Source organism: Litorivivens lipolytica (assembly GCF_014191715.1).
GTDB classification, from domain to species: Bacteria; Pseudomonadota; Gammaproteobacteria; order Pseudomonadales; family Spongiibacteraceae; genus Litorivivens; species Litorivivens lipolytica.
Window position 1 is genome coordinate 331,232 of record NZ_JACHWY010000002.1, and the last position, 26,431, is coordinate 357,662.

Here is a 26,431-nt window from a genome sequence, read left to right on the forward strand (position 1 = left end):
CCCACCCCATGTGAAATACCGCAAACTTCAGCGGAACCCGCATTTTGCCCAATCACACCTTCTACTGGCACGACTACGAAACCTGGGGCGCTGACCCTTCGGTAGACCGGGCCTCACAGTTTGCCGGCGTGCGCACCGATGCGGATCTGAACGTGATCGGCGAGCCGCTGATGATCTACAACCGGCCGACGCCGGATTGCGTGCCCCACCCGGAAGCCTGTCTGGTAACCGGCATCACCCCGCAGGAAGCCCTGGAAAAAGGCGTCAGCGAACGTGAGTTTATTGCCGCCATTCATCGCGAACTGGCCCAGCCGGGTACGGTCGGTGTGGGTTACAACAGCATTCGCTTCGACGATGAAGTCACCCGCTACACCCTTTACCGAAATTTTTACGATCCCTATGCCCGCGAATGGCAGAACGGCAATGCACGCTGGGACCTGATTGATGTGGTGCGCTTGTGTTGCGCGCTGCGGCCGGAAGAAATTGAATGGCCTATCGGCGATAACGGCGCGGTCAGCTTTAAACTGGAATTACTGACCGCAGCCAATGGTCTGTCTCATGAATCTGCCCACGATGCTCTGTCCGATGTCTACGCTACCATTGAGCTGGCCCGCATTCTCAAGACCCGCAAACCCAAGCTGTTCGACTATGCGCTGGAGCTGCGCAAAAAACAAAACGTTGCTCGTCTGTTGGACCTGAATAAACAAAAGCCCTTGCTACATATCTCCAGTCGCTATCCGGCCAGCCGGTTTTGCTCGGCGCTGGTGATGCCGCTGGCCATGCATCCGGTAAATAAAAACAGCGTGATTGCGGTAGATTTGATGGCCGATCCCGAGCCCTTGCTGGAATTGCCCGCGGCCAAAGTGGCCGAGCGGGTGTTCTCTCGTGCCGAGGATCTGGAAGAGGGTGTTGAGCGCATTCCGTTAAAAGAAATTCACCTGAATCGTTCTCCCATGCTGGCTACCCTGAACCTATTGGATGCGGCAGCCCAGGAGCGCTTGCAGATTGATATGGCTCGCTGCGAAGCCCACTGGCAGCAAATCAGCAAGGTTGATCTGCGCAGTAAATTGAACGATATCTACAGTCAGCGCGAATTTGCCGAGCCGTCCGACCCGGAACGCATGCTCTACAGCGGCGGCTTTTTCAGTCGGGAAGATCGCAGTCTGATGGACGATGTACTCAAATCCAGTGGCAGCGAACTGGCGCAGACGACCTTCCCTTTTAGTGACAAGCGGCTGCCGGAGCTTCTGTTCCGCTACCGGGCACGCAACTTTCCGGACACGCTAAGCGAAGAAGAGCAGGCCCACTGGCGCGAGTTCTGTCACCAGCGGGTGCATGAAGCGGGTGACGGTATTACCGCCAGCGAGTGCCTGCAGCGCATTGACGCGTTGTTGCCCGAGCAGTCACCGGAAAAACAACAGGTCTTGGCGGCGCTGGCGGACTACGTGAAAGCCCTGCCGTGAGTGACTGGTTTGTTTATATGATCCGCAGCGCCAGTGGCAAACTCTACACCGGTATCAGTACCGATGTAGAGCGCCGTTTTCAGGAGCACGCCGGAGAGCGACCCAATGGCGCGCGCTTTTTTCGCGGCGACCCACCGCAGGAAATTGTCTATCGCGAAGCCGTCGCGAATCGCGCTGAAGCCTCAAGACGCGAGGCGGAAATCAAAAAATTCAATCGATCAGCCAAGCTGAAGCTGATCGAACACTACCAACAGGACAATTCCCTTGGCTGATGTAAATGAAAACCGCGACCCCAGTAAAAACATTGGGGTCTTAAAGGCCATGCTGCAGTTTCTGCGCCCCTACAAGGCGCAGGTTGTGGGCGCCAGTATTGCGCTGGTCTTTACCGCAACGATTACGCTGTCTATCGGGCAGGGCATTCGCCTGTTGGTGGATGAGGGTTTTGCCAGCGGTACTCCAGCCATGCTCAATCACGCCTTGCTGGTCTTTATGGGGCTGGTGTTTTTGCTGGCGGTGGGCACCTTCACTCGCTTTTATCTGGTGTCCTGGATTGGTGAGCGGGTCAGCGCGGACATTCGCAAGGCCGTGTTCGACCATGTGATTACGCTTCATCCCGGTTTTTTCGAAACCAATCTCTCCGGCGAAATTCAGTCGCGCATCACCACCGATACCACCCTGCTGCAGACGGTGATCGGTTCGTCAGTCTCCATTGCCCTGCGCAATGCACTGATGTTTGTTGGCGGCATCGTCTGGCTGATTATCACCAACCCGAAATTGACCGGCATGGTCTTGCTGAGTGTGCCGCTGATTGTGGTGCCGATTCTGGTTTTTGGCCGACGAGTTCGCGCCCTGTCGCGCAGTTCCCAGGACAGCATTGCCAGTGTCGGCAGTTTTGTGGGTGAGGCCATTAAAAATATCAAAGTGCTGCAGGCCTTTAATTATCAGGAGCGTGATAAAGCCCTGTTTGGGCGGCATGTGGAAGAGGCCTTCCAGATTGCCATTCGCCGCATTAATCAACGGGCCTGGCTGTCGACGGCGGTAATTCTCTTGGTGCTGGGCGCCATAGCCGCGATGTTGTGGGTGGGTGGTCACGATGTGTTGGCCGGGCGCATCAGCGCCGGTGAACTGGCGGCCTTTGTATTTTATGCCTTGATGGTGGCGGCTTCGGTGGGCGCGATCTCGGAAGTCTACGGCGATTTGCAGCGCGCCGCCGGGGCGACAGAGCGCCTGCTGGAACTTTTGGCCGCGCGCAGTTTGATTGTGCCGCCCGAACAGCCTTTGCCCTTACCGGCAATGGTACAGGGCGAGCTGCAAATGAAAGCCGTGTGTTTTGCCTATCCCTCGCGCCCGGATTATCTCGCCATTAATAATCTGACCCTCGATGTGCCCGCAGGCTCCAGTATGGCGCTGGTGGGTAGCTCCGGCGCGGGCAAATCGACGCTGGTCGATCTCTTGTTGCGTTTTTACGATGTGCAGGGCGGCAGCATTACCTTTGATGGAGTCGAATTGCGCGATCTCTCCCCCGAAACGCTGCGTGCCCAGATCGCTCTGGTGCCTCAGCAGCCGGTGCTGTTTACCGGTACCGTGGCGGACAATATTCGCTACGGTAATCCGGATGCCAGCGAAGCACAGATGATCGAGGCGGCCAAGGCCGCCTACGCCCATGAATTTATTGAGCGCCTGCCAGAAGGCTATGAAAGCTTTGTGGGTGAGGGCGGGGTGCGTCTGTCCGGTGGTCAGCGTCAGCGTATTGCGATTGCCCGGGCCATTCTAAAAGATCCCAAACTGCTCTTGTTGGATGAAGCCACCAGCGCGCTGGATGCAGAAAGTGAATTCCAGGTTCAGCAGGCCCTGCAGCGTTTAATGAAGGACCGGACCACGATTGTGATCGCCCATCGCTTGGCCACGGTAGTGAAGGTGGATAAGATAGCGGTGCTTGATCACGGCCAGCTGGCGGCGCTGGGCAGCCACGGCGAATTGATTAAAAACTCGCCGCTTTACGCCCGCTGGGCCAGTCTTCAGTTTGATCACGCCGACGACACCCCAACCTCCGAGGAAAGCCAGTGAAGTTTACCGGTAGCCATATTCTGTCCATCACCCAGTTTGAACGGGAGCAGATTGAGCAGCTCTTTGCGGTGGCGGACCGGATGGAACCCTACGCCCACCGCGAGCGGGTCACCCGGGTGCTGGACGGCGCGATTCTTGGCAATATGTTCTTTGAGCCCTCTACCCGAACCCGGGTGAGTTTTGGTTGTGCCTTTAACCTGCTCGGCGGCGAGGTGCGTGAAACCACCGGCTTTGAAAGTTCAGCGTTGGCGAAAGGGGAATCCCTTTACGATACCGCCCGCGTACTCAGCGGTTACAGTGATGTGATTGTAATGCGTCACCCGACCTCCGGGTCTGTGGCCGAATTCGCGCGCGCCAGCCGAGTGCCGGTGATAAACGGTGGCGATGGTTCCAATGAGCACCCCAGTCAGGCCCTGCTCGACTTGTACACGATTCAAAAAGAACTGCGCCACAAGGGTCGCGAGGGTATCGACGGGCTGCGTATTGCTCTGATCGGTGACCTGAAATACGGCCGCACCGTGCACTCTCTGTGCAAGCTCTTGTGCCTGTTCAACAATATTTCGGTCACGTTGATTGCACCGGATGAACTGCGTATGCCGGGCGATATCGTGGAAAGTCTACGCGCGGCGGGTAATACGGTGGTGGAAAGTGATGCCATGGAAGCGAGCATCAGCAATGTGGATATCGCCTACTCGACCCGCATTCAGGAAGAGCGCTTTGCCAGTAAGGAAGAGGCCAATCTGTACCGTGGCCGCTACCGCCTGAATCAGACCATCTATACCCGCTACTGCGAGCCCAATACCGTCATCATGCACCCCTTGCCGCGGGACTCACGCGCCGAAGCCAATGAGCTGGATAACGACCTGAACGAAAACCCTAACTTGGCCATCTTCCGGCAGGCGGACAACGGCGTGCTCGTGCGCATGGCCCTGTTTGCCCTGATCCTGGATGTCGCAGATCAGGTAGATCGTCACGCCCGCGACGTGAACTGGTATACCGAGCGCCGTTTCTGATGAGTTTTTCCCGGGACGATTTCACCGTCGAGTCTGAAAAACGCCTGTGGAAAGGCTTTTTCGAGGTGGTGGATGTCAGCCTGCGGCATCGGCTTTTTAATGGCGGCTGGACCGGTGAAGTGCGTCGGGTCGTCGCGCGTCGCCGGGAAGCGGTCGGGGTTCTGATTTACGACCCTGCGCTGGATGCGCTGGCGGTGGCTGAGCAATTTCGGATCGGCGCGCTTAATCGTCAGCCCTCTCCCTGGTTGATGGAGTTGATCGCCGGGTTGATGGAGCCCGGTGAATCGCCGGAAGACGTCGCCTATCGCGAAAGCATCGAAGAAGCCGGAGCCAAACTCACCGCATTGGAAAAGGTTGCCTCTTATTATTCCTCCCCCGGCGGCAGTGATGAGTATTTTCATCTCTACTGCGGCTGCGCGGATTTATCACAATCTGCGGGCGTGCATGGTTTGGCCGAAGAGAATGAAGATATCCGCCTGCACGTGCTGCCGGTCAATGAGGTGCTGGCGATGATGGATGACGGTCGCATCGACAATGCTCACTCGCTGGTGGCGCTGAACTGGTTTGCCCGCCACCACGCTCGCCTGCGCGATCTCTGGAGCTGAGGTTTGAGCGACACTCAGGCTGCGCCACCTAAAGCCCCGGGATTGCTGCGATCAAGTGCCGTGGTTGCCGTGATGACTCTTTTGTCGCGGGTGCTCGGTTTGGCGCGGGACATCGTAATTGCGGCGATGGTGGGTGCTACCGCCAATGCCGACGCCTTTTTCGTCGCCTTTAAAATCCCTAACTTTTTGCGTCGCCTGTTTGCCGAAGGGGCGTTTTCGCAGGCCTTTGTGCCGGTTTTGGCCGAGTATCGCGAGAAAGGGCCCTTTGCCGCCGTTCAGCAGCTGATTGATCGGGTGGCGGGTGTGCTCGGTGGCATTTTGCTGCTGGTCACAGCGCTCGCGGTGATCGGTGCACCGCTGGTGGCGACGATTTTTGCCCCCGGTTTTTACAATGACGCGGCCAAGTTTGCGCTTACCGCAGACATGATCCGCATCACCTTCCCCTATCTGTTTCTGATTTCAATGACCGGTTTTGCCGGGGCGATCTTGAATAGCTATGGTCGCTTCGCGGTGCCGGCTTTTACCCCGGTGCTGCTCAATATCAGTTTGATCTGTGCTGCCCTGTTTATTTCACCGCGCATGACTGAGCCGGCGATGGGGTTGGCCTGGGGCGTGATGATTGCCGGTATCTGCCAGCTCACCTTCCAGTTGCCTTTCCTTAAGCGTATTCAGCTACTGCCCCGGCCGCGTTGGGCCTGGCGGGATGAGGGGGTGCAGAAGATCATCACCCTGATGATTCCAGCCCTGTTTGGGGTGTCGGTCAGCCAGATCAACCTGCTGCTGGATACGGTGATCGCCTCATTCCTGCCAACGGGCAGCGTATCCTGGCTCTATTACTCGGACCGTCTGGTCGAGCTGCCGTTGGGTGTCTTTGCCATCGCCATCGGCACGGTGATTCTGCCAAGCCTGTCGCGCCACAATATCGGCGCGGATAAAACTTCCTTCTCCGGCACGCTGGATTGGGCCATTCGGGCGGTGCTTTTATTGGGCGTTCCCGCTGCGGTGGCGCTCTTTATACTGGCCGAACCGGTGCTGATTACCCTGTTTAAATACGGCGAGCTGGCCATGCGCGACGTGGAAATGGCCGCCTGGAGCCTGCGCGCTTACACCTTTGGCCTGCTGGCGTTTATGCTGATCAAGGTGCTGGCGCCGGGTTATTTCGCCCGGCAGGACACCAAAACCCCGGTGAAAATAGGGGTCATCGCCATGGTCGCCAATATGGTGTTTAACCTGATCTTCGCGATTCCCCTGCATCACTACTATCAGCTGGGTCATGTGGGGCTGGCGGCGGCGACTGCCTGTTCGGCGTGGTTGAATGCGGCCTTGCTATTCCGAGGTCTCCATCGCAGTGGTGCCTACCAGGCGCGTAGCGGCTGGCTGCTCTACAGTCTGCGTTTATTGAGCGCGACCGGTGCTATGGCAGGCCTGTTGTGGTTGCTGCTGGCGCGGGTTGAGGCCTGGGATGCGCTGGGCGCCGGTGCCCGGGCGCTGGAGATGGTCCTGCTCTGCGGTGGCGGTGCGCTTGTCTACGCAGCGGTTCTTGCTTTGCTGGGAGTCCGCCTCAGACATTTCAGAGGCCAGACGACTAAGTTATAATCACGCGCTTCTTTATGCAGCGAGCCCCTCATGGAGCTGATCCGAGGCTTTCACAATATCCGCGACCGGCACAAGGGTTGCGTGGCCACCATTGGCGCGTTTGACGGGGTTCACCTCGGTCACAAGGCGGTGCTGGAAAAGCTGATGGCCAAAGGTCGCGAGCTGGGGCTGCCCACGGTGGTGGTGGTGTTTGAGCCACTGCCCCGCGAGTTTTTTTCGCCCCACGAGGCTCCGCCGCGTTTGATGAGCTTTCGCGAGCGCTTTGTGGCGCTGGACGAGCTGGGTATCGACCGCATTATGCGAATTCGCTTTACCCCGAAATTCCGTGAACTGGGTGCGATGGAGTTTATCCGCAAATTGTTTGTGGATGGCCTCGAAGCGAAATTCATTGTGGTAGGCGATGACCTGCGTTTTGGCCGGGACCGCAGCGGTGGCTTCGGCATGCTGAAAAAGGCAGGTGAAAGCTACGGCTTTGAAGTGCAGGACACGGCGACCCTGACTCAGGGCGATGAACGGGTCAGCAGTACCCGGATTCGGGAAGTGCTGGATGAGGCAGATTTCAAAGAGGCTGAACGATTGCTGGGGCGGCCTTACAGCATTGCCGGGCGCGTGATTGTCGGTCAGCAGTTGGGCCGAACCTTGGGCGTGCCCACCGCCAATATGGAATTGCACCGTCTGCGCTCACCCTTGCGAGGTGTGTTCGCGGTAGATGTGGAATGCCCGGACGGCGTAATTCGGCACGGGGTGGCCAACGTGGGGACTCGGCCCACGGTAGACAATCTGCCCAAGGCCATACTGGAGGTGCATGTACTGGATTTCAGCGGCAACCTCTACCGGCGCAATATCAAAGTATTTTTCCGGAAAAAGATCCGCAATGAAATTCGCTTTGACGGCCTCGAAGCCCTGAAAGCACAGATTCACAACGATATTGAAACAGCGCGCAACTACTTCGCTGAGCGCGGCGATGCTTGATTTTTGGATGCTATGAGCGATTACAAACACACTCTGAACCTGCCGCAGACGGCGTTTCCCATGAAGGCCAACCTGGCTCAGCGCGAGCCGGGTATGCTGAAAAAATGGCAGGACGGCAAACTTTACGAGGCCATTCGCAAGGCCCGTGCCGGTCGCGAAAAATTCGTTCTGCACGACGGCCCGCCCTACGCCAATGGCGATATTCATCTGGGGCATGCGGTTAACAAGATTCTGAAAGACATCATTGTCAAGTCCAAAACCCTGGAAGGTTTTGACGCGCCCTACGTGCCGGGTTGGGACTGTCACGGCCTGCCCATTGAACTGAACGTCGAGAAGAAAGTCGGCAAACCCGGGCACAAGGTCGACGCACGCACCTTTCGTCAGAAGTGTCGCGATTACGCCAGCAAACAGGTTAAAGGTCAGCGCACCAGCTTTGAGCGCCTCGGTGTGCTGGGTGACTGGGACGAGCCCTACCTGACCATGAACTACGCCTTTGAGGCGAACATCATTCGCGCGCTGGGCAAGATCGTCGACAACGGCCACGTGCACAAGGGCTTCAAGCCTGTGCACTGGTGTACCGATTGCGGCTCGGCACTGGCCGAAGCTGAAGTGGAATACAAGGACAAAACCTCGCCGGCCATTGATGTGGCCTTTGCGGCGGTGGATGCTGCGGATTTCAGCCAGCGCACTGGCGTGACAGTTGATGCGGTTGATCTGGTGATCTGGACCACCACACCCTGGACCCTGCCGGCCAACCAGGCAGTTGCTCTGCATCCCGAGCTGGATTATCTGGTTGTTTCGTTTAACGGCCGCACGGCAGTGTTGGCGGAAGAACTGCACGAGAAAGCACTGGCAAGATTCGGTGCGGAAAGTTTTGAAGTTCTGGGGCAATTCAAAGGCGCGGCACTGGAAGGCCTGAAGCTTCAGCATCCTTTTTACGATCGTCAGGTGCCGGTGATTCTCGGAGACCACGTCACGGTCGATGCGGGTACCGGTGCGGTTCATACCGCGCCCGGTCACGGTGCTGACGACTTTGTAGTGGGGCAGAAATACGGTCTGGACGTATTGAACCCGGTCGGCGGCAATGGCGTCTTCCTCGAAGACACGGAATTGTTTGCGGGCCAGTTCGTACACAAGGCCAACCAGCCGATTATTGAACTGTTGGAAGAGCGCGGCCGTCTGCTGCACAACGAAAGTTACGAGCACAGCTACCCGCACTGCTGGCGCCATAAGTCGCCGATCATTTTCCGAGCCACACCCCAGTGGTTTGTGAGCATGAACCAGAATGGTCTGCTGAATACCGCAATGAAAGCAGCCGATGATGTGCAGTGGCTGCCCGAGTGGGGCAAGGCGCGCATTGAGTCGATGATGCAGGAGCGCCCGGACTGGTGTATCTCACGCCAGCGTACCTGGGGTGTGCCGATTGCGCTGTTTGTACACAAGCAGACCGCCGAATTGCACCCGGACACGCCGGCGTTGATTGAGAAAGTTGCGCAGCGCGTAGAAAAAGAAGGGATTGACGGCTGGTTTGAGCTCGATGCTGCCGAACTGCTGGGCGACGACGCGGAGCAGTACGAAAAAGTCACCGACACACTGGATGTGTGGTTTGACTCCGGCGTTACTCACCACGCGGTGCTGAATCAGCGCGAACAGCTGAAGTATCCCGCCGATCTGTATCTTGAAGGTTCGGATCAGCACCGTGGCTGGTTTCAGTCTTCACTGCTGTCCGCGATTGCGGTGAATGGCAACGCGCCCTACAAAACCGTTCTGACCCACGGTTTCACCGTAGACACTAACGGTCACAAAATGTCGAAGTCGCTCGGCAATGTGATCGCGCCTCAGGAAGTGATGAACGATCTGGGTGCGGATGTGCTGCGCCTTTGGGTGGCGGCCACTGATTATCGCGGCGAGATGACCGTCTCCAAGGAAATCTTCAAGCGCACGGCGGATTCCTATCGCCGTATTCGTAATACCTCGCGCTTTCTGCTGGCCAATATGGCAGGTTTTGATCCCGCCAATGATCTTGTCGCCAGTGAGAATATGCTTAGCCTGGATCGCTGGATCGTGCACCATGCTGCGCAGCTGCAGGAAGAAATTCGGGGTGCTTACAACCGCTACCAGTTCCACCAAGTCTATCAAAAACTGCACAACTTCTGCGTTGTTGAGCTCGGCGGTTTCTACCTCGATGTGATCAAAGATCGTCAGTACACCACGGGCGCCAACAGTCTGGCCCGCCGCTCGGCGCAGACTGCGCTTTACCATATTGCGCAAGCCATGACGCGCTGGATGGCGCCTATTCTGAGTTTCACCGCCGACGAGCTGTGGGACAATCTGCCCGGCGAGCAGAGCGGCAGCGTATTTGCCGCCGAGTGGTATACCGAGCTGGCGCGTTTCGACGATCCCGAGCGCGGTGATGCCTTCTGGACACTGATTCAAGAGGTAAAAGCTGCCGTCAACAAGGCCATGGAAGAGGCCCGCAACAACAAGGTGATTGGTGGCAGTTTGCAGGCGGAAGTCACCCTCTACTGCGACAAGACCTTGCAGGATGAACTGGCCAAACTCGGCGACGAGCTGCGTTTTGTGCTGATTACTTCCAAAGCCAATGTCGCAGATCTGTCACAGAGCACAGACGCGGTCTCTACCGAGCTGGATAATCTGGAAGTGGCGATTCGCGCCAGTGAAGGCAGCAAGTGTGTGCGCTGCTGGCACCACCGCGAGGATGTGGGCACCGTTGAAGCCCATCCCGAGCTGTGTGTGCGTTGCGTAGATAATATAGAAGGTGATGGTGAACAGCGCAGTTATGCATAGCCGCCGGATTTTCCGGAACTTAGTCGATACCGGCGTAATACGCTGGTATCTGCTTGCCCTTGCCATGGTTTTGCTGGATCAGTGGACCAAGCATCTGGCGAATACGACCCTGTCATACGGTCAGCCGGTGTATGTCCTACCGGTTTTCAATTTGACCCTGCATTACAACACCGGTGCCGCTTTCAGCTTTCTGAGTGATGCCGGTGGCTGGCAGCGTTGGTTCTTTATTGTGGTGTCGCTCGGCGTCAGTATTTCACTGATGATCTGGATGGCCCTGATCAAGAATCAGCAGAAATTGCTGACCTTTTCCCTGTGTATGATTCTGGCCGGTGCGGTGGGTAATCTGGTGGATCGCGTGCTACTGGGCTATGTGGTCGATTTTATTTCCCTGCACTGGAACAACCATTATTTCCCGGCCTTTAACTGGGCTGATACCTGCATTACCGTCGGCGCTGCCAGCATGTTGCTGGACATGGTGCTGCACCCGGATCACCGTTGATGACTATCGATACCCAATCCCGCATTACCCTTCACTTTGAACTGGCGATGGAGGATGGCGCGATTGTCGATTCCACCTTTGATCGCAGTCCGGCCACCTTTAACTACGGTGATGGCAGCCTCTTGCCCGGCGTTGAGAAAAAACTGCTGGGCATGCAGGAAGGCGAGAAGAAAGACTTTGAGCTAAAGCCGGAAGACGCCTTTGGTCAGCCCAACCCCGCCAATATCCAGCACTTCAAGCGCGAACAGTTTGGCGCCGATATGGAGTTGAAGGAAGGCATGGTGATTTCCTTTGCCGACGCCCAGAAATCCGAGCTGCCAGGCGTGGTGCAATCGGTCAGCGACTCCGAGGTAGTGGTGAACTTTAATCACCCGCTGGCGGGGCGTACACTGCGCTTTACTGCAGAAATTCTCAAAGTTGAAATGGCCGACGTATGAGCGCTATCGAAATCAAAATGGCCAACCCCCGTGGTTTCTGTGCGGGTGTAGACCGGGCCATTGAAATCGTGAATCGTGCCCTCGATGTGTTTGGCGCGCCGATCTATGTGCGTCACGAAGTTGTGCACAACAAATTTGTGGTGGACAACCTGCGTGATCGCGGCGCCGTGTTTGTGGATGAGCTGCACGAAGTTCCCGATGACGTGATAGTGATTTTCTCGGCGCATGGTGTATCCCGCGCGGTGCGCGAAGAGGCCGAGCAGCGTGGCCTGAAAGTCTTTGATGCCACCTGTCCGCTGGTTACGAAAGTCCATATGGAAGTGGTGAAATACAGCCGCGAAGGACGCGAATGTATTCTGATCGGGCACAAGGGCCACCCGGAGGTGGAAGGCACCATGGGGCAGTACGATGCCAGTCAGGGTGGCGATATCTATCTGGTGGAAGACGTTGAACAGGTGGATGCGCTGGAAGTGCGTGACCCCGAGCATCTGTCCTTTGTCACCCAGACCACGCTTTCGATGGATGACACCGCGGCCGTAATTGATGCCCTGAGAGCGAAGTTCCCAGCCATAGAGGGCCCGCGCAAGGACGATATTTGCTACGCCACCCAGAACCGGCAGGATGCGGTCAAAACCTTGGCTGACCAGACGGATCTGGTGTTGGTGGTCGGCTCACCCAACTCTTCCAATTCCAATCGCCTGCGTGAGCTGGCGGAGCGCAAGGGCTGTCAGGCTCACCTGATTGATTCGGCGCAGGACATTCAGCCAACTTGGCTGGACGGTGTCAAAGCCATTGGCATTACCGCAGGCGCGTCAGCGCCGGAAGTGCTGGTGCAGGATGTGATTGATCGCCTGTGCGAGCTGGGTGCTGCCGTGCCCGTTGAGCTGGAAGGTCGCCCGGAAAACGTCACGTTCTCTCTGCCGCGCGAACTGCGCTGGGTCGACGCCGCTAATCAGTAGCGGCGTTCTTTTCTCTTCACTGAAACGCAGTCTTAGCGGGAACTCAGTCCGCTCGTCGCGCACGCGGTGGTCTAGGCTTGCGTTTCGCAGGTGCCTGGCCCGACGAATTGCCTCGTTGATTGCCTTTTGCGTTGTTGCCGCCAGCGTTCGGCTTGCCGGAGGCATTCCCACCTGAGCGGTTACCACCCGCTCGATTGCCGTTTGCACTATTACCGCCAGATCGACGCTGGGAGGGCTTTTTCGGCCCGGTTTTCGCTTTCGGTTTGTGCGGCTGGCGAATGCGCTGGGAGGCGGGGACTTCGTGATTCGGCTCAAAGCCATCCACATATTCTCGCGGCAGACTCTTCCCGATCAATTGCTCGATCTGCTGCAGCTGTTTGATTTCGTCGGCGCTGACCAGAGAGACCGCTTCACCCTCGGCGCCGGCGCGGCCAGTGCGGCCAATGCGGTGCACATAGTCTTCGGCCACATTCGGCAAATCAAAATTGACCACATGGGGCAGCTGGCTTATATCCAGACCACGCGCGGCTATATCAGTTGCGACCAGCACCTGCACGTTGCCGCGCTTGAACTCATCCAGCGCACGCAGGCGTGCAGCCTGACTTTTGTTGCCGTGAATGGCGGCGGAGCGAATGCCCGCGCTATCGAGTTTTTTCGCCAGACGATTGGCGCCGTGCTTGGTGCGGCTAAATACCAGTACCTGATGCCAGTCGCCAGTTTTGATCAGTTCGATCAGCACCTCAGGCTTTTGTGCCTTGTCGACCGGGTGCATCACCTGCTTGACGGTGGTGGCCGTAGTGTTGCGCGGGGATACTGAAATCTCTTCCGGATCGTTCATCAGGCCCTTCGCAAGATTGCGAATGTCGCCGGAGAACGTTGCCGAGAACAGCAGGTTCTGCCGCTTTTTCGGCAGCACGTTCAGAATCTTTTTAATGTCGTGGATAAAGCCCATATCCAGCATGCGGTCGGCTTCGTCCAGCACCAGAATTTCCAGATCGTCAAAGCGGACGGCATTTTGCTGATACAGATCGAGCAGTCGGCCGGGGGTGGCCACCAGAATATCGGCGCCCTTGCGCAGCGCCATCATCTGCGGGTTGATCTTCACCCCGCCAAACACTACGGTGCTGCGCAGTTTCATATGGTGGCCGTAGTCCACTACGCTTTGGCCGACCTGAGCGGCCAGCTCGCGGGTCGGCGTCAGTATCAGCGCCCGTGCCCGGTTGGGTTTCGCGCTCTGGCCGCGGCTCAGCAATTCGAGAATAGGCAGAGTAAAGCCGGCAGTTTTGCCGGTGCCGGTCTGGGCGGCGGCCATCAAATCCTTGCCCTGGAGGACAACAGGGATAGCCTGTTCTTGAATTGGGGAAGGTATACTGTAGCCCTTGGTTTCAACCGCCTGAACCAGTGCGTCTGAAAGACCGAGTGTGGCAAATGTCATAATAAAATCCGAGAATGGTTTGTGCCTGCCCTGATACTGTCTATTCGGCAAGTGTCTGAAAATCTGGCGAGGGCTATAGAACTTGGCTTCTGCGAGAAGTGGTGCCCAGGAGAGGACTTGAACCTCCACCCCCTTGCGAGGACCAGCACCTGAAGCTGGCGTGTCTACCAATTTCACCACCTGGGCATAGATGGGAATGTGGGCGTTGTTACCCGAGGCGCGCAATTTACTGATACAGGGATGCTTTGTCAATGCCGTTGCGTATAATGGATTCGATTTTTTCAATTTCTAGAGAAAGCTGAGGTAAGCACCTTTATATGGCAAAACGCCGTCCACCGGCCGATCCCCATGCCGAGCGGGAAGCCTCCCGCTACGATAATCCCATTCCCAGCCGTGAGGTGATCCTCAGTGTGCTGGATGAAAAATCCCTCACTGAAAAGCAACTGGCGAAGAAACTGAATCTGCACGATGCTGAAGCGGAAGAAGCACTGCGTCGGCGGGTGCGTGCGATGTTGCGCGACAAACAGTTGACGGCAAGCAAATCCGGGCGGCTGGAGCCGGCGGCGCTGGAAACCCTTGAGGGGCTGGTACAGGCCAACAAGGATGGTTTTGGTTTTGTGCTGCAGGAAGGGCAGGACATTTTTCTCACGGCCTGGCAAATGCAGCGTGTATTTGATGGCGACCGGGTTCGAGTGGCGATCGAAGGTTATGATCGTCGCGGCCGTGCCATGGGCAATATTGTGCAGGTGCTCGAGCGTAATACTCGACAAGTTGTCGGGCGCTTTGATGTGCAGGGCGGTGAGCCCTGCGTGGTCTGTGAAGGCAAGGTGTCCCACGTGGTGGGGCTCGAAGATCTGGGCGGCGCCACGCCGGAAATCGGCGACTACCTGACCGTGGCCATTACTCGCCAGCCGGAAATCAAAAAACCGCCACTCGGTACCGTGGTGGAAGTGCTGGGTGATATCAATCACCCTGGCGTGGCGACCGATGTAGCGGTGCGACAGCACGATATTCCTCACGAATGGCCTGAGGCGGTTGAGCGCGAGGCGCGCCGGTTTGCGGCTGAGCCTTCTGACGAAGATAAAAAGGCGCGGGTGGATCTACGCAAATTGCCGCTCGTGACCATCGACGGCGAAGATGCGCGAGACTTCGATGACGCGGTCTACTGCGAGCCGAAAAAAAGCGGCGGTTGGCGCTTATGGGTGGCCATCGCGGATGTCTCCCACTATGTGAAAATCGGCTCTGCGCTAGATGATGAAGCGCAGAAGCGCGCTACCTCGGTGTACTTTCCTGATCGTGTTGTTCCCATGCTGCCCGAAGCTCTGTCGAACGGGCTGTGCTCGCTAAAGCCTGAAGTTGAGCGCCTGTGCATGGTCTGCGAAATGACCATTAGTGAGCAGGGGCGAATCAGTGGCTACAGCTTTTATGAAGCGGTGATGCGTTCCCACGCGCGCTTTACCTATAACGAAGTCTGGGCGCTGCTGGATGGCAAGGCTGAGCCTGAGCTTTTGGAGCGGCGGAAGGGCTTTCTCCCGCAGCTTCGTCATATGCACGACCTTTACAAGGCATTGCGTTATGCCCGTGATCAGCGCGGTGCGATTGATTTCGAAACCGTCGAGACCAAGGTGGTTTACGACAAGCAGCATCGCATAGCTGAAATCGTTCCGATACAGCGCAACGACGCGCACAAAATCATCGAAGAGTGCATGCTGGCGGCTAACGTGGCGACGGCGCGGCTGTTGGAAAAGAGCGAGATGCCGGCTCTGTTCCGGGTCCACCAGAGTCCCGGTGGCGACAAACTGGGTAATCTGAGGACCTTTCTTGGCGAGCTCGGCTTGAACCTGTCCGGTGGCGAACAGCCGACTCCGGTCGATTATCAGGCTCTGCTCCAGTCGGTCGCCGATCGACCTGACGCCAGTGTGATTCAGGTGATGATGCTGCGCTCGCTGAAACAGGCCATGTACCAGCCAGACAACGGTGGCCACTTCGGCCTGCATTATCAGGCTTATGCCCACTTTACCTCGCCCATTCGCCGCTATCCCGATCTATTGGTACACCGCTGTATTCGTTACCTGCTACGCAGTAATGCGGAGATCAGTCAGCTGGCGCCGCAGAAGGGCGCGAAAAAACTCAAGCAGTCTGAAATCTACCCCTACGACATGGGAGCGATGGTCAGCCTTGGTGAGCACTGCTCGATGGCAGAGCGTCGGGCCGATGATGCCAGCCGCGATGTGATGGCCTGGCTCAAATGTGAGTATCTACAGGAGCGAGTAGGGGAAACCTTTGAGGCCATAATTACGGCCGTCACCGGTTTTGGCTTCTTTGCGGAAATGAAGCCTCTTTATATGGAGGGGCTTGTTCATATCGGCGCCCTCGGTAAAGACTTCTATCAGTTTGATGCCGCGCGACAGCGTTTGGTCGGCGAGCGCAACCGCGAAGTCTTTGCGCTGGGCGATTCGGTCACGGTGCAGATCCTGCGTGTGGACGTCGAAGACCGCAAGGTCGATCTGGGCTTGGTTGCTGCCGGGACCAGTGCTTCCGGCAAGCAGCGCAAGCTCAGTCGTCGCGAGCAAATCGCCAAGGGTATTTTCGACGAGGGTGATGGCAAAAAGCCGCCATCCAAGGGGCGTAAGGGTAAGTTCGATAAGAGCCGGCCTGAGAAGAAAGATAGTACGCAAAAGCGCAGCGGACCCCGCAAGCGCCGCAAGAAACGCTGAGGGTTGTTGTGAAAGAAGTGATTTTTGGGCTGCACGCGGTCACCACTGCACTGGAAAAGCGGCCGGACGAGATTTCCCAATTGTTGGTGCAAAAAGGGCGGCAGGATAAGCGGCTGCAGGCCCTGCTGGATCTGGCGGCCTCGCAAGGCGTTGCGGTGACAGCGCTGCCGCGTGATGTGCTCGATGAAAAGGCTTCGGGGCGTCATCAGGGCGTCATTGCCGAAGTTCAGGTCGACGATACCCCTCGTTACAGCGAGAAGCAGATTCCGGAGATTTTGGCCGGAATGCCTTCGCCAGCATTGATTCTGATTCTGGATGGGGTGACTGATCCCCACAATCTCGGCGCCTGCCTGCGCAGTGCCGATGCTGCAGGTGTTGGCTTGGTCATCGCTCCGAAGGACAAGGCAGTGGGGTTGACTTCGGTGGCACGCAAGGTGGCGTGCGGGGCGGCGGAAACTGTCCCCTTTGTGCAGGTCACCAATCTGGCACGCACCCTCAAACAGCTACAGGACGTTGGTATCTGGCTGGTTGGCCTGGCCGGTGAGGCCGAGCAGATGCTCTATAGCATCGATCTGACTGGCCCGGTGGGCATTGTGATGGGGGCCGAGGGCAGCGGTCTGCGCCGTCTAACCCGGGAAAACTGCGACTTTCTGGCGAAATTGCCGATGGCTGGCGCGGTCAGCAGCCTCAATGTCTCGGTCGCGACCGGCATCAGTTTGTTTGAGGCGGTGCGCCAGCGAGGCGCCTGACGCGTCGTTTGAGCGCCGTATCGGCCAAAATTCAGCCGATTTCGCTTGCAACCGCGGCGCCACTTGCCTAAAATCCCGCGTCTTTATTTTCTGCCGCCGCCCGCAAAGGCGTCGGCCTCCTTGTCACACCGTGGCTTGCCAGCAGTTGGTTGGCGAAAACGGGTGGCTTAACCCATAAGGAGATGCATATGCGTCACTATGAAGTTGTGTTCATGGTCCATCCGGACCAGAGCGAGCAGGTTCCGGGTATGATCGAGCGTTATACCCAGACTATCGAGAAGGACGGCGGCAAGGTTCACCGTCTGGAAGATTGGGGCCGTCGTCAGCTTGCGTACCCCATCGAGAAAATCCACAAAGCCCACTACGTTCTGATGAACGTGGAAGCTTCCGCTGAAGCTATGGAAGAACTGCGTACCAACTTCCGCTTCAACGACGCGGTTCTGCGCGACATGATTATCCGTTGCGATGACGCCGTGACCGAAGAGTCGCCCATCATGAAGGCCGAGAAAGAAAGCCGTGACCGTCGTGGTCGTGGTGGTGATCGCCCGCGTCGTGATGACAGCGACAACAACTCTGATGACATCAATGAGTCTTCAGACGAGAAATCGACAGCAGAAGCTGACGAGTAATAGCGGACAGTTTGGGAGAGTAAGACATGGCACGTTTTTTCCGTCGTCGCAAATTTTGCCGCTTCACAGCGGAAGGTGTTGATCAGATCGACTACAAAGATCTGGACACCCTGAAAGCCTACATTTCTGAGACTGGTAAGATTGTTCCCAGTCGCATTACTGGTACTAAAGCCAAGTATCAGCGTCAGCTGGCCACTGCGGTCAAGCGCGCACGTTACCTGGCGCTGCTTCCTTACACTGACGGCCACAAGTAAGCGGTCTTCCGTTAAGGACTAACCCTAACTCCATGCGCGCTCTGGCCGAATTCATCATGAGAGGGCGCACACAGGCGGTAGCTGTGTCTGTGTTGGCGGTAGGGACTGTGTTTTTTGCCTGGATAGGCGCCGCCGCAGTGGCTTTGGTAACACTGCGCAAAGGCAGTACGCAAGGCGCTTATCTACTGGCCTGGACCTTATTGCCCGCCGGGGTGATTGCCCTTCAGGGTAGTGATCTCGGCCCACTCACCACCTTGGTGGGAGTGTACGTCGCAGCCTGCGCCTTGCGCGTAGGCCACTGGCCACTGGCTCTGCTGGTGATCAGTGCCGCGGGGTTGGTACTGGCGCTGCTGATGAATACCGTCGCAGTGGAGCAGTCCCAGCAGATTGCCGACATGCTGGCCCAATTGGCCGAGCAAGTCAGAGCAAGCAACCCGCAGGTGGAGATGCCGGTGCTCAATGCCACCGACATCGCTGGCATGGTCGGCATGATCAATGCCTGGACGGTGGTACTGAGTCTGGTGCTGGGTCGCTGGTGGCAGGCGATGCTTTACAATCCGGGCGGCTTTCGCAGTGAGTTTCACAGTCTGCGCTTGCCGCAGGCAGCCGTTATCGGTCTGTTTGTTGGGATAGTGCTGCTGGTCAGCAGTGGCGAATGGGCAAACTGGGCGATGGTGCTGCAAGTACCGCTGACCGTCGCGGGTTTTGGTCTGGTACATGCTCTGGCGGCCCGATTCGGCCTGGGTGTTGGAGCGTTGACCGTATTTTATGTGTTGTGGGCGATGTTGCTGCCCCTGCGCTGGCTGGTACAGCTGCTGGCCGTGACAGACAGTTTTATTGATGTGAGAAAGCGTTTGCCGGTCCGCAGCAGCGGCGGGTAAGCGCGAACAGAGGACGAAATCATGCAAGTCATTTTGCTGGAAAACGTAGGCAAGCTGGGCGAACTGGGCGACCAGGTCAATGTGAAGTCCGGCTATGGCCGCAACTTCCTGATTCCCTTCGGTAAAGCGGTTCCCGCCACCGAAGAGAACATCAAGGAGTTCGAAACTCGCCGCGCCGAGCTGGAAGCCGCTGCTGCTGCCAAGCAGGCCGCTGCCGAGAAACGCGCAGAGTCTCTGAGCGAGCTGGTTGTTACTATCGAAGCCAACGCTGGTGACGAAGGCAAACTGTTCGGTTCTATCGGTACGCGTGATATCGCCGAAGCGGTCAGCAAGGCCAGCAACAGCGAAGTCGTGAAGGCTGAAGTTCTGCTGCCGGAAGGTGTGATTCGCGAAGTTGGCGAATACGACATCGACCTCAAGCTGCACCCTGAAGTGACTACCAGCATCAAGCTGATCGTAGTTGCAGAGTAAGCATTGCTGATTCAGGCTGCTTCCGAGTAGCTTGAAACAACGCTGCAATATGAGATAAGCCGACGCTGGTGCGTCGGTTTTTCGGAAAGCATCCGTGCGCGGGTGCTTTTTTTTTGCCGTGAATTCCCCCAAAATGTCCGGCCAATTCCAATAAACAGCCCCATGCAGAGCGAATCCTACGACGACGCCCCGCCACCCTTCGAAGAGTTCGATGTGGCCAACCTGAAACTGCCTCCGCATTCTCTGGAGGCAGAGCAGTCAGTGCTGGGCGGCCTGCTGATTCGCGGTGAAGCCTGGGACACGGTAGCCGATCTGGTTACCGAGACGGATTTCTTCCAGCCTCGCCACCGTCATATCTACGCCAAAATGGCCGCGTTGATCGAGGCCGAGCAGCCCATCGATGTGGTGACGCTGGCAGAAGCACTTGATAAGAGCGACCAGCTCGAAGACTGCGGTGGTATTGCCTATCTGGCTGAACTGGCGGGGAATACCCCGGCGGTTGCGAATATCCGCGCCTACGCCGAAGTGGTGCGCGAACGCGCCACTCTGCGCTCGCTGATCGAGGCTGCCCAGCGCATCGCCGACAGCGGTTTTCATCCGGACGGCCGTAACAGTGCCGACCTGCTGGACGCCGCCGAGCGCGAGATCATGCAGATCAGCGAGGATCGCCCGAAAGAGGGTGGTCCGCAGGCGGTCAATCCGCTGCTGAGCAAGGCCGTTGACCGGATCGATGAACTGTTTCGCAGTGACGAGGCGTTAACGGGGCTGAGCACCGGCTTTAACGAGCTGGACGATATGACCTCCGGTTTGCAGAAGTCGGATCTGGTCATTGTTGCGGCGCGACCCTCGATGGGTAAAACCACCTTCGCCATGAATCTGGTAGAGCATGCGGTGTTGAATGACGACCGGCCCACGGTCGTATTCAGTATGGAGATGCCCGCCGAGCAGCTGATGATGCGGATGCTGTCCTCCATCGGTCGTATCGATCAGACCAAGGTGCGCACCGGTAAGCTGGATCAGGAAGACTGGCCCAAGCTCAGTGCAGCCGTAAACAAGCTTAAAGACCGGCCGCTGTTTATCGACGATACCCCGGCGCTGACGCCGACGGAAGTGCGCTCGCGCACCCGCAAAATCGCCCGTGAGCACGGCGATATTGGCATGATCATGCTCGATTACCTGCAGCTGATGCAGGTGGCCGGGCGCAGTGGCGAGGGGCGAACCGCGGAGATTTCAGAAATCTCGCGCTCTTTGAAAGGTATCGCCAAGGAATTCAATTGCCCGGTGGTGGCTCTGTCACAGCTGAACCGGGCGCTGGAACAACGGCCGAATAAACGGCCGGTGAACTCGGATCTGCGGGAATCAGGCGCCATCGAGCAGGATGCCGACGTGATCATGTTTATTTACCGCGACGAGGTCTACAACGAAGAGACCGATCAGAAAGGGGTGGCGGAGATCATTATCGGCAAGCAGCGGAACGGCCCCATCGGTACCGCGCGCCTGGCCTTTATCGGCAAATACACCCGCTTCGACAATCTCGCCTTTACCGGCTACGAAGACGATTACTAATTGTCTTCTGTGGTTTCCTCGCGCTTGCCAAGAAACTGGCTGAAGAAAATCCCGGCCTCAAACAATAGCCACATGGGCACCGCCAGCAGACATTGGGAAAAAATGTCGGGCGGTGTCAGCAGCATGGCAATAACAAAGCAGCCGACAATCACGTAAGGGCGTTTCTGTTTGAGAGATTCCCGCTCTACAGCGCCGCTCCAGATCAGTAGTACTGTCGCAATCGGGATTTCAAAGGCGATCCCGAAGGCCATAAAGAGCTTCAGTGCGGTATCCAGAAAGCGGCTGATGTCCGGGGTGTAGGCGACGCCTTCAGGCACTACGCTGCTGAAAAACCCAAAGACCAGCGGAAATACCGCGTAATAGGCGAAGGCCAGCCCGGCGTAGAACAGAATAATGCTGGATACTAACAAGGGCAGGGCAATGCGCTTTTCGTGTTTGTACATGCCGGGCGCCACAAAGCCCCAGATCTGTTGCAGGATCACCGGCATGGCGAGGCAGACGCTCACTACCATGACCAGTTTGAATGGTGTCAGGAAGGTGGAGGCTACCTCGGTGGCGATCATGCTGCTGCCTTCCGGCAGGTAGCGGGTCAGCGGTTGCGCCACAAAGGCGTAGATATCGTTGGCAAAGGCCATCAGCGCAACCGCAAAAACCAGTATGACCAGGATGCTACGCAGCAAACGATCGCGTAGTTCAGTCAGGTGTTGTACCAGCGGTTGGCCGGTATCGTCTTCAGCGCTGGTGGTCATGAGGATTTGCGATCTTGTTCCGGGAGGTCGGGGTTTTGTTGCTTGTCCGCCGAAGGTTTCTCGGTCTGTTTGGTTGGCTGGGGTTTCACGACATCACTGATATCGTATTCCAGTGACTGCAGATCTTTTTGCGCCGTGCGAAATTCTTCCTCGGCGGAACTGAAGCTCTCTTTTAGAGAGTTTTCGGTTTCCTTGAGGTTCGCCATAATCGACTCGTTATGCAACTGGCGCTTGATCTCGTCGGCACCGACTTCGCGCTCGATCTCATTTTTCAAGGCGGTAAAGCTGCGTCGCAAACGGCCCAGCCACAAAGAGACCGTGCGCACGGCGCCGGGCAAGCGCTCCGGGCCGAGCACCAGCAGGCCAACCACAAAGATCAGTACCAATTCTGCAAAGCCGATGTCGAACATGCTGAAGCCTTAACAGAATAGCGTTAAACAGACTTATCTTTCTGCTCGTTGACTACGGTGGTTTGTTCAGCGGCAGGCTTTTCTTCGACTTGCTCTACCGAATCGTCTTTTTTGTCGTCATCGGCCATGCTTTTCTTGAAGCCTTTGATGGCGCCGCCCAGATCTGTGCCGATGCCCTTGAGCTTTTTGGTGCCAAACAGCAGTAGTACGATAATCAGGATGACGATCAGTTCTTTAATGCCAAATCCCATAGTCCATTCCTCACTGCGGATTTATTGCCGGGACGCTTTTTCGTCGTGCCCGGAGAGATCAAAGCGACGTTCCAGTTCCTGCAGAACCTCGCGGTAACTTAAATTCAAATGTGACAGCATCACCAGACTGTGGAACCACAAATCAGCCGTTTCACCGATCAGCTCGGCGCGCGATGTTTCATCAGATGCATCTTTTGCCGCCAGAATGGTTTCGGTGGCTTCTTCGCCGACTTTTTCCAGAATCTTGTTCAGACCCTTGGCGTGCAGGCTGGCCACATAAGAGGCTTCTGGATCGGCCGCCGTTTTGCGAGCCGCCAATACGCGATCGAGCTGTTCCAGTACGCTGTCATTCATAGTCGTTTATTTCTGATAAATATGTTTCGGGTCTTTGAGCACGTCTTCTGTGGTGTCCCATTGCCCGTCATTGAGGGTCAGGAAGAAACAGCTTTCCCGGCCAGTGTGGCAGGCGATGCCGCCTTTCTGGGTCACATGCAGCACGAGGGTGTCGCCGTCGCAGTCGAGCTGAATTTTCTCAACCAGCTGCTCGTGTCCGGAGGATTCGCCCTTGCGCCAGAGCTGGCTGCGAGAGCGCGACCAGTACACGGCCTTGCCGCTTTCTGCGGTCAGCGCCAGTGATTCCCGGTTCATCCAGGCCATCATGAGTACGCGGCCAGTGGCAGCGTCCTGTGCGATTGCCGGAACCAGTCCATCGCTATTGAACGCGACCTGATCCAGCCAATTGTCTGTGTCTGTGCTGTCCATATCTCACCTTGCTAATCCGCGCATTATGACACGGCTGCGCCGCTGGCGACCACGCTGTTTATCGCTAAGAAAGGCAGAGAATAGCGATTCCGGCTGCCGCCAGTGCCAGCGACAAGGGAGGGAGTGAGGCGAGCGCAGGCTGTGCAATCGCGGCGCCAATGAGGATCACCCCGGCCAGTTGCCAGCGATGCTGACGCTTACTTTCGTCCAGCCGCTTTTCCAGTCGTTCGACATCGGTGTTGTTGTTGCGAAATTCAATCGGGTGGCGTGGGCCTTCCAGTAGATGTTCTGGCAGGTTAGGCAATTGCTCCAGCCAGCCGGGCAGTCTGTGGCTGACCCGCTTTAGCATGCTCTGAGGCGAATAGCGGTCGCGCAACCAATGCTCGAGAAAGGGCTTGGCGGTATCCCACAGGTTCAGGTCGGGGTAGAGCTGACGGCCGAGGCCCTCAATATTCAGCAGGGTCTTTTGCAGCAGGACCAGCGAGGGCTGTACTTCCATTTCAAAGCGGCGGGCAGTAGAAAACAGATACACCAGCAACTGGCCAAAAGAAATTTCCGCCAGCGGTTTTTCAAACACCGGTTCACATACGCTGCGAATCGCCGATTCAAATTCGTGGACGCGGGTATTGGGTGGCACCCAGCCGCATTCGATATGCAGCTCGGCCACCTCACGGTAATTGCGTTGAAAGATGGCCAGCAGATTGCGCGCCAGATAGTACTGATCGGAATCGCTGAGGCTGCCAATAATCGCGCAGTCGATAGCGATGTACTGGGGCGATTCCGGATGCTTGCGCGATACGAAAATATTGCCGGGGTGCATGTCCGCATGAAAAAAGCTGTCGCGGAATACCTGAGTAAAAAAGATTTCCACGCCGCGCTCAGCGAGCTTTTTCATATCCGTGTTCTGGGCGGCGAGTTCGGCGACATCGGTGACCGGGATGCCTTCAATGCGTTCCATGACCAGCACGGTGCGGCGGGTGTAGTCCCAGAAAACTTCGGGTACGTAGAGCAGTTCCGAGTCCGCAAAATTACGCCGCAGTTGTGAGGTGTTGGCGCCTTCCCGTTGCAGATCCAACTCGTCGAGGATGGTCAGTTCGTAGTCTTCGACCACTTCCAGCGGGCGCAGGCGGCGGCCATCTGGCACGTAGCGGTGCACCAGTCGAGCGATGGTGTAGAGCAGCTGGATGTCTTTCTCGATGGTGCGCTGAATGCCCGGGCGAATGACTTTAACCACCACCTCGCGGCCGTCTTTCAATTGCGCAGCGTGTACCTGTGCAACGGAGGCGGATGCCAGGGGCGCTTGATCAAAGCGGGCGAACAGTTCGCCGACCGGTTTGCCGAGTGCGACTTCAATGATCTGTCGTGCCTGCTCGTTGCCAAAGGGAGGCACCTGATCCTGCAGCTTGGCGAGCTCTTCGGCGATATCGTCGGGGAGCAGATCGCGCCGGGTGGAGAGCTGCTGACCAAATTTGATAAATACCGGGCCTAGCGATTCGAGCGCCAAACGCAGGCGTTCGCCGCGGCTGGCTTTCGGTGCCGGAAATAAACGCCAGGGTCCAAAGCGCAACAGCAGACACAACCACGTGGGCAGGCGAGTAATATCGATCAACTGGTCCAGGCGAAAGCGCGCGGCAATCGACAGGATGGTGAGCAGGCGGCGGAATCCAAACAAGGGGCGTTACTCGGCGGGGTCGGGTTGCAGGCGCTGACGCAGTTGGCGCAGCTTGGCTTCGAGGCGCTCGGTGCGTTGGCTCAGGTCTTCCAGATCGCGATAAAAGTCTTCGACCTGAATCGGGTGAGGCACCCACTGACTTTCCTCGCGCACAAATTCACTGGCCTGGCGTCGGAAGGCGCCAAAGGCTTGCGCCGCCCAGCGGCTGCCTTGGCGCAGGGTGCGCCCAATCTGGTGAGCCGCCACATCGCCGATCAGGCGGGCCAAGGGGGCCTCCCAATCGACATCGAGCTGGCTTAGTATTTCGCGCAGTTCAACCACCCGGGCGGTATCGCCATCGACACGCACATTGCCATTGATCAGGGCCGCGGCGGGGTCGTCGGCCAGAGCGATCTTACTGAATTCATCCCAACTGCCAGTCAGCGTGGTTGTCGCCGCGGTGCTGCTTTCTTCTACCAGCAGTACCTGCTCGCCGATACAGAGCGTCAGCGAGAATGCCGGGCTGGTGCAGTTCAGGGTAAAACTTTTGCCATGCAGGGGTTTCAAGCGCTCGCGGGTTGCCTCGTCGAGATCGAGAGCCCGGTTGATCAGACTTTCCAGCGCGGCCAGCGCCGGGGCGGGCAGTCTCATGCCTTGATGCCCCGGTGCAGGGCGACGATACCGCCGGTCATGTTGTAGTAGCTGGTGTTCACAAAACCGGCCTCATCCATCATGCCCTTGAGGGTTTCCTGATCCGGGTGCATGCGAATACTTTCGGCGAGGTAGCGGTAGCTTTCGCTGTCCCCGGCGACCAACTGCCCCATGCGCGGCAGGACTGAAAAGGAATATTGATCGTAGAGTTTGCTGACCACGTCACTGGTGGGTTTGGAAAATTCCAGTACCAGACAGCGACCGCCGGGTTTAAGCACCCGGTGCATGGAGCGCAGGGCCGCGTCCTTGTCGGTGACGTTGCGCAGGCCAAAGGCAATGGTCAGGCAGTCAAAATGGTTGTCGGGAAAGGGCAAACATTCGGCGTTGGCCTGTACGTAGCGCATATTGCCGACAATGCCTTTGTCGGTCAGCTTTTCGCGGCCAACCTCGAGCATGGAACTGTTGATGTCGGCCAGCACTACTTCGCCGGTTTCGCCAACAATGCGGCTGAATTTGGCGGCTAGATCGCCGGTACCGCCGGCGATGTCGAGTACTCTGTGGCCGCGGCGCACGCCGGACAGCTCAATGGTAAAGCGCTTCCAGACCCTGTGAATGCCGCCGGACATCAGGTCGTTCATCAGATCGTAGCGGGAGGCGACGGAGTGAAACACGCCCGCGACCAGGCCGGCTTTCTCCGAGGAGTCTACCGAGCGAAATCCGAAATGGGTCTTGTTGTCCTCTGCCATGGGCCATCCAGCGATTCAGTTGATTGATTTGCGGGGCGTTATTGTAGCCTCGCCGGGTGGCTATGTATAACTTTCGCTGATGTGGCTAAA

General features: G+C 57.3%; 27 protein-coding genes and 1 tRNA gene. 18 read left to right on the forward strand and 10 right to left on the reverse strand.

Annotation, left to right across the window (positions count from 1 at the left end; genetic code table 11):
* Positions 1-44 precede the first annotated feature (44 nt).
* From sbcB to ispH, 11 genes are read left to right on the forward strand one after another with little or no spacing between them, the layout of a single operon-like run.
* Positions 45-1,463: an exodeoxyribonuclease I gene (gene sbcB / locus FHR99_RS09945; RefSeq protein ID WP_183410502.1), complete on the forward strand. Its 1,419-nt coding sequence runs from the start codon at positions 45-47 to the stop codon at positions 1,461-1,463.
* Positions 1,460-1,735: a GIY-YIG nuclease family protein gene (locus FHR99_RS09950; protein ID WP_343067513.1), complete on the forward strand. Its 276-nt coding sequence runs from the start codon at positions 1,460-1,462 to the stop codon at positions 1,733-1,735. The genes sbcB and FHR99_RS09950 overlap by 4 nt, the downstream gene beginning before the upstream one ends.
* Positions 1,728-3,530 carry an ABC transporter transmembrane domain-containing protein gene (locus FHR99_RS09955; RefSeq protein ID WP_281388648.1) on the forward strand — a complete coding sequence of 601 codons (1,803 nt, stop codon included), beginning with the start codon at positions 1,728-1,730 and terminating at the stop codon, positions 3,528-3,530. Before FHR99_RS09950 ends, FHR99_RS09955 begins: the two co-directional genes overlap by 8 nt.
* Complete coding sequence (locus tag FHR99_RS09960; RefSeq protein ID WP_183410503.1) at positions 3,527-4,543, forward strand: aspartate carbamoyltransferase; 1,017 nt, start codon at positions 3,527-3,529, stop codon at positions 4,541-4,543. Before FHR99_RS09955 ends, FHR99_RS09960 begins: the two co-directional genes overlap by 4 nt.
* Complete coding sequence (locus FHR99_RS09965; protein WP_183410504.1) at positions 4,543-5,148, forward strand: NUDIX domain-containing protein; 606 nt, start codon at positions 4,543-4,545, stop codon at positions 5,146-5,148. The genes FHR99_RS09960 and FHR99_RS09965 overlap by 1 nt, the downstream gene beginning before the upstream one ends.
* Positions 5,149-5,151: 3 nt before the next feature.
* On the forward strand, positions 5,152-6,744 hold the full coding sequence (murJ, locus tag FHR99_RS09970) for a murein biosynthesis integral membrane protein MurJ (protein WP_246386717.1): 1,593 nt from the start codon (positions 5,152-5,154) through the stop codon (positions 6,742-6,744).
* A 30-nt stretch (positions 6,745-6,774) separates the two neighbouring features.
* A complete protein-coding gene (ribF, locus tag FHR99_RS09975; protein WP_183410505.1) occupies positions 6,775-7,716 on the forward strand; it encodes a bifunctional riboflavin kinase/FAD synthetase in 942 nt (313 codons plus the stop codon).
* Positions 7,717-7,728: 12 nt separating this feature from the next.
* Positions 7,729-10,524: an isoleucine--tRNA ligase gene (gene ileS / locus FHR99_RS09980; RefSeq protein WP_183410506.1), complete on the forward strand. Its 2,796-nt coding sequence runs from the start codon at positions 7,729-7,731 to the stop codon at positions 10,522-10,524.
* A complete protein-coding gene (gene lspA, locus FHR99_RS09985; protein WP_183410507.1) occupies positions 10,517-11,023 on the forward strand; it encodes a signal peptidase II in 507 nt (168 codons plus the stop codon). The genes ileS and lspA overlap by 8 nt, the downstream gene beginning before the upstream one ends.
* Positions 11,023-11,460 carry an FKBP-type peptidyl-prolyl cis-trans isomerase gene (fkpB, locus tag FHR99_RS09990; protein ID WP_183410508.1) on the forward strand — a complete coding sequence of 146 codons (438 nt, stop codon included), beginning with the start codon at positions 11,023-11,025 and terminating at the stop codon, positions 11,458-11,460. The genes lspA and fkpB overlap by 1 nt, the downstream gene beginning before the upstream one ends.
* A 5-nt stretch (positions 11,461-11,465) precedes the next feature.
* The gene (ispH, locus tag FHR99_RS09995) at positions 11,466-12,419 is read left to right on the forward strand and encodes a 4-hydroxy-3-methylbut-2-enyl diphosphate reductase (RefSeq protein ID WP_183410956.1); all 954 of its coding nucleotides are present in this window, start codon (positions 11,466-11,468) and stop codon (positions 12,417-12,419) included.
* A 43-nt stretch (positions 12,420-12,462) separates the two neighbouring features.
* Here ispH and FHR99_RS10000 read toward each other — a convergent pair whose 3' ends face one another.
* Positions 12,463-13,854: a DEAD/DEAH box helicase gene (locus FHR99_RS10000; RefSeq protein ID WP_183410509.1), complete on the reverse strand. Its 1,392-nt coding sequence runs from the start codon at positions 13,852-13,854 to the stop codon at positions 12,463-12,465.
* A 99-nt stretch (positions 13,855-13,953) separates the two neighbouring features.
* A tRNA-Leu gene (locus tag FHR99_RS10005) sits at positions 13,954-14,040 on the reverse strand.
* 131 nt (positions 14,041-14,171) lie between these two features.
* Here FHR99_RS10005 and rnr point away from each other — a divergent pair.
* From rnr to dnaB, 7 genes are all read left to right on the forward strand, one after another.
* Complete coding sequence (gene rnr / locus FHR99_RS10010) at positions 14,172-16,571, forward strand: ribonuclease R (protein WP_183410510.1); 2,400 nt, start codon at positions 14,172-14,174, stop codon at positions 16,569-16,571.
* A gap of 8 nt (positions 16,572-16,579) precedes the next feature.
* Positions 16,580-17,320 carry a 23S rRNA (guanosine(2251)-2'-O)-methyltransferase RlmB gene (gene rlmB, locus FHR99_RS10015; RefSeq protein WP_183410511.1) on the forward strand — a complete coding sequence of 247 codons (741 nt, stop codon included), beginning with the start codon at positions 16,580-16,582 and terminating at the stop codon, positions 17,318-17,320.
* Positions 17,321-17,508: 188 nt separating this feature from the next.
* Complete coding sequence (rpsF, locus tag FHR99_RS10020) at positions 17,509-17,949, forward strand: 30S ribosomal protein S6 (RefSeq protein WP_183410512.1); 441 nt, start codon at positions 17,509-17,511, stop codon at positions 17,947-17,949.
* Positions 17,950-17,975: 26 nt separating this feature from the next.
* Positions 17,976-18,203: a 30S ribosomal protein S18 gene (rpsR, locus tag FHR99_RS10025; RefSeq protein WP_183410513.1), complete on the forward strand. Its 228-nt coding sequence runs from the start codon at positions 17,976-17,978 to the stop codon at positions 18,201-18,203.
* A 32-nt stretch (positions 18,204-18,235) separates the two neighbouring features.
* Positions 18,236-19,084 (forward strand): hypothetical protein, encoded by an 849-nt coding sequence (locus tag FHR99_RS10030; protein WP_183410514.1) that lies wholly within the window; start codon positions 18,236-18,238, stop codon positions 19,082-19,084.
* 21 nt (positions 19,085-19,105) lie between these two features.
* Entirely contained in the window at positions 19,106-19,555 is a 450-nt protein-coding gene (rplI, locus tag FHR99_RS10035; protein ID WP_183410515.1) for a 50S ribosomal protein L9, read from the forward strand.
* Positions 19,556-19,717: 162 nt separating this feature from the next.
* Positions 19,718-21,121 carry a replicative DNA helicase gene (gene dnaB, locus FHR99_RS10040; RefSeq protein WP_183410516.1) on the forward strand — a complete coding sequence of 468 codons (1,404 nt, stop codon included), beginning with the start codon at positions 19,718-19,720 and terminating at the stop codon, positions 21,119-21,121.
* On the opposite strand, the gene tatC is transcribed toward dnaB, so the two are convergent.
* The 8 genes from tatC to ubiE all read right to left on the reverse strand — a co-directional run bounded on the left by tatC (position 21,118) and on the right by ubiE (position 26,341).
* A complete protein-coding gene (gene tatC / locus FHR99_RS10045) occupies positions 21,118-21,870 on the reverse strand; it encodes a twin-arginine translocase subunit TatC (protein ID WP_183410517.1) in 753 nt (250 codons plus the stop codon). The genes dnaB and tatC overlap by 4 nt on opposite strands.
* Positions 21,867-22,280, reverse strand: coding sequence for a Sec-independent protein translocase protein TatB (tatB, locus tag FHR99_RS10050; RefSeq protein ID WP_183410518.1), 414 nt, complete (start codon positions 22,278-22,280; stop codon positions 21,867-21,869). The genes tatC and tatB overlap by 4 nt, the downstream gene beginning before the upstream one ends.
* Before the next feature lie 23 nt (positions 22,281-22,303).
* Entirely contained in the window at positions 22,304-22,531 is a 228-nt protein-coding gene (gene tatA / locus FHR99_RS10055) for a twin-arginine translocase TatA/TatE family subunit (RefSeq protein ID WP_183410519.1), read from the reverse strand.
* Positions 22,532-22,552: 21 nt separating this feature from the next.
* On the reverse strand, positions 22,553-22,885 hold the full coding sequence (locus tag FHR99_RS10060; RefSeq protein ID WP_183410520.1) for a phosphoribosyl-ATP diphosphatase: 333 nt from the start codon (positions 22,883-22,885) through the stop codon (positions 22,553-22,555).
* Between the two features lie 6 nt (positions 22,886-22,891).
* Positions 22,892-23,293, reverse strand: a complete 402-nt coding sequence (gene hisI, locus FHR99_RS10065; RefSeq protein WP_183410521.1) for a phosphoribosyl-AMP cyclohydrolase — start codon at positions 23,291-23,293, stop codon at positions 22,892-22,894.
* Positions 23,294-23,357: 64 nt separating this feature from the next.
* Entirely contained in the window at positions 23,358-24,965 is a 1,608-nt protein-coding gene (gene ubiB, locus FHR99_RS10070; protein WP_183410522.1) for a ubiquinone biosynthesis regulatory protein kinase UbiB, read from the reverse strand.
* Between the two features lie 6 nt (positions 24,966-24,971).
* Positions 24,972-25,595: a ubiquinone biosynthesis accessory factor UbiJ gene (locus FHR99_RS10075; protein ID WP_183410523.1), complete on the reverse strand. Its 624-nt coding sequence runs from the start codon at positions 25,593-25,595 to the stop codon at positions 24,972-24,974.
* Complete coding sequence (gene ubiE, locus FHR99_RS10080) at positions 25,592-26,341, reverse strand: bifunctional demethylmenaquinone methyltransferase/2-methoxy-6-polyprenyl-1,4-benzoquinol methylase UbiE (RefSeq protein WP_183410524.1); 750 nt, start codon at positions 26,339-26,341, stop codon at positions 25,592-25,594. Before ubiE ends, FHR99_RS10075 begins: the two co-directional genes overlap by 4 nt.
* Between the last annotated feature and the right edge of the window lie 90 nt (positions 26,342-26,431).

Coding starts and splice junctions, on each gene's coding strand:
- FHR99_RS10075 (WP_183410523.1), bottom strand. CDS start 25,595: ATGAGACTGCCCGCCCCGGCGCTGGCCGCGCTGGAAAGTCTGATCAAC.
- rnr (WP_183410510.1), top strand. CDS start 14,172: ATGGCAAAACGCCGTCCACCGGCCGATCCCCATGCCGAGCGGGAAGCC.
- FHR99_RS10030 (WP_183410514.1), top strand. CDS start 18,236: ATGCGCGCTCTGGCCGAATTCATCATGAGAGGGCGCACACAGGCGGTA.
- rpsF (WP_183410512.1), top strand. CDS start 17,509: ATGCGTCACTATGAAGTTGTGTTCATGGTCCATCCGGACCAGAGCGAG.
- FHR99_RS10000 (WP_183410509.1), bottom strand. CDS start 13,854: ATGACATTTGCCACACTCGGTCTTTCAGACGCACTGGTTCAGGCGGTT.
- fkpB (WP_183410508.1), top strand. CDS start 11,023: ATGACTATCGATACCCAATCCCGCATTACCCTTCACTTTGAACTGGCG.
- ubiE (WP_183410524.1), bottom strand. CDS start 26,341: ATGGCAGAGGACAACAAGACCCATTTCGGATTTCGCTCGGTAGACTCC.
- FHR99_RS09965 (WP_183410504.1), top strand. CDS start 4,543: ATGAGTTTTTCCCGGGACGATTTCACCGTCGAGTCTGAAAAACGCCTG.
- tatC (WP_183410517.1), bottom strand. CDS start 21,870: ATGACCACCAGCGCTGAAGACGATACCGGCCAACCGCTGGTACAACAC.
- ribF (WP_183410505.1), top strand. CDS start 6,775: ATGGAGCTGATCCGAGGCTTTCACAATATCCGCGACCGGCACAAGGGT.
- FHR99_RS10060 (WP_183410520.1), bottom strand. CDS start 22,885: ATGAATGACAGCGTACTGGAACAGCTCGATCGCGTATTGGCGGCTCGC.
- lspA (WP_183410507.1), top strand. CDS start 10,517: ATGCATAGCCGCCGGATTTTCCGGAACTTAGTCGATACCGGCGTAATA.
- ileS (WP_183410506.1), top strand. CDS start 7,729: ATGAGCGATTACAAACACACTCTGAACCTGCCGCAGACGGCGTTTCCC.
- rplI (WP_183410515.1), top strand. CDS start 19,106: ATGCAAGTCATTTTGCTGGAAAACGTAGGCAAGCTGGGCGAACTGGGC.
- rpsR (WP_183410513.1), top strand. CDS start 17,976: ATGGCACGTTTTTTCCGTCGTCGCAAATTTTGCCGCTTCACAGCGGAA.
- tatA (WP_183410519.1), bottom strand. CDS start 22,531: ATGGGATTTGGCATTAAAGAACTGATCGTCATCCTGATTATCGTACTA.
- hisI (WP_183410521.1), bottom strand. CDS start 23,293: ATGGACAGCACAGACACAGACAATTGGCTGGATCAGGTCGCGTTCAAT.
- tatB (WP_183410518.1), bottom strand. CDS start 22,280: ATGTTCGACATCGGCTTTGCAGAATTGGTACTGATCTTTGTGGTTGGC.
- dnaB (WP_183410516.1), top strand. CDS start 19,718: ATGCAGAGCGAATCCTACGACGACGCCCCGCCACCCTTCGAAGAGTTC.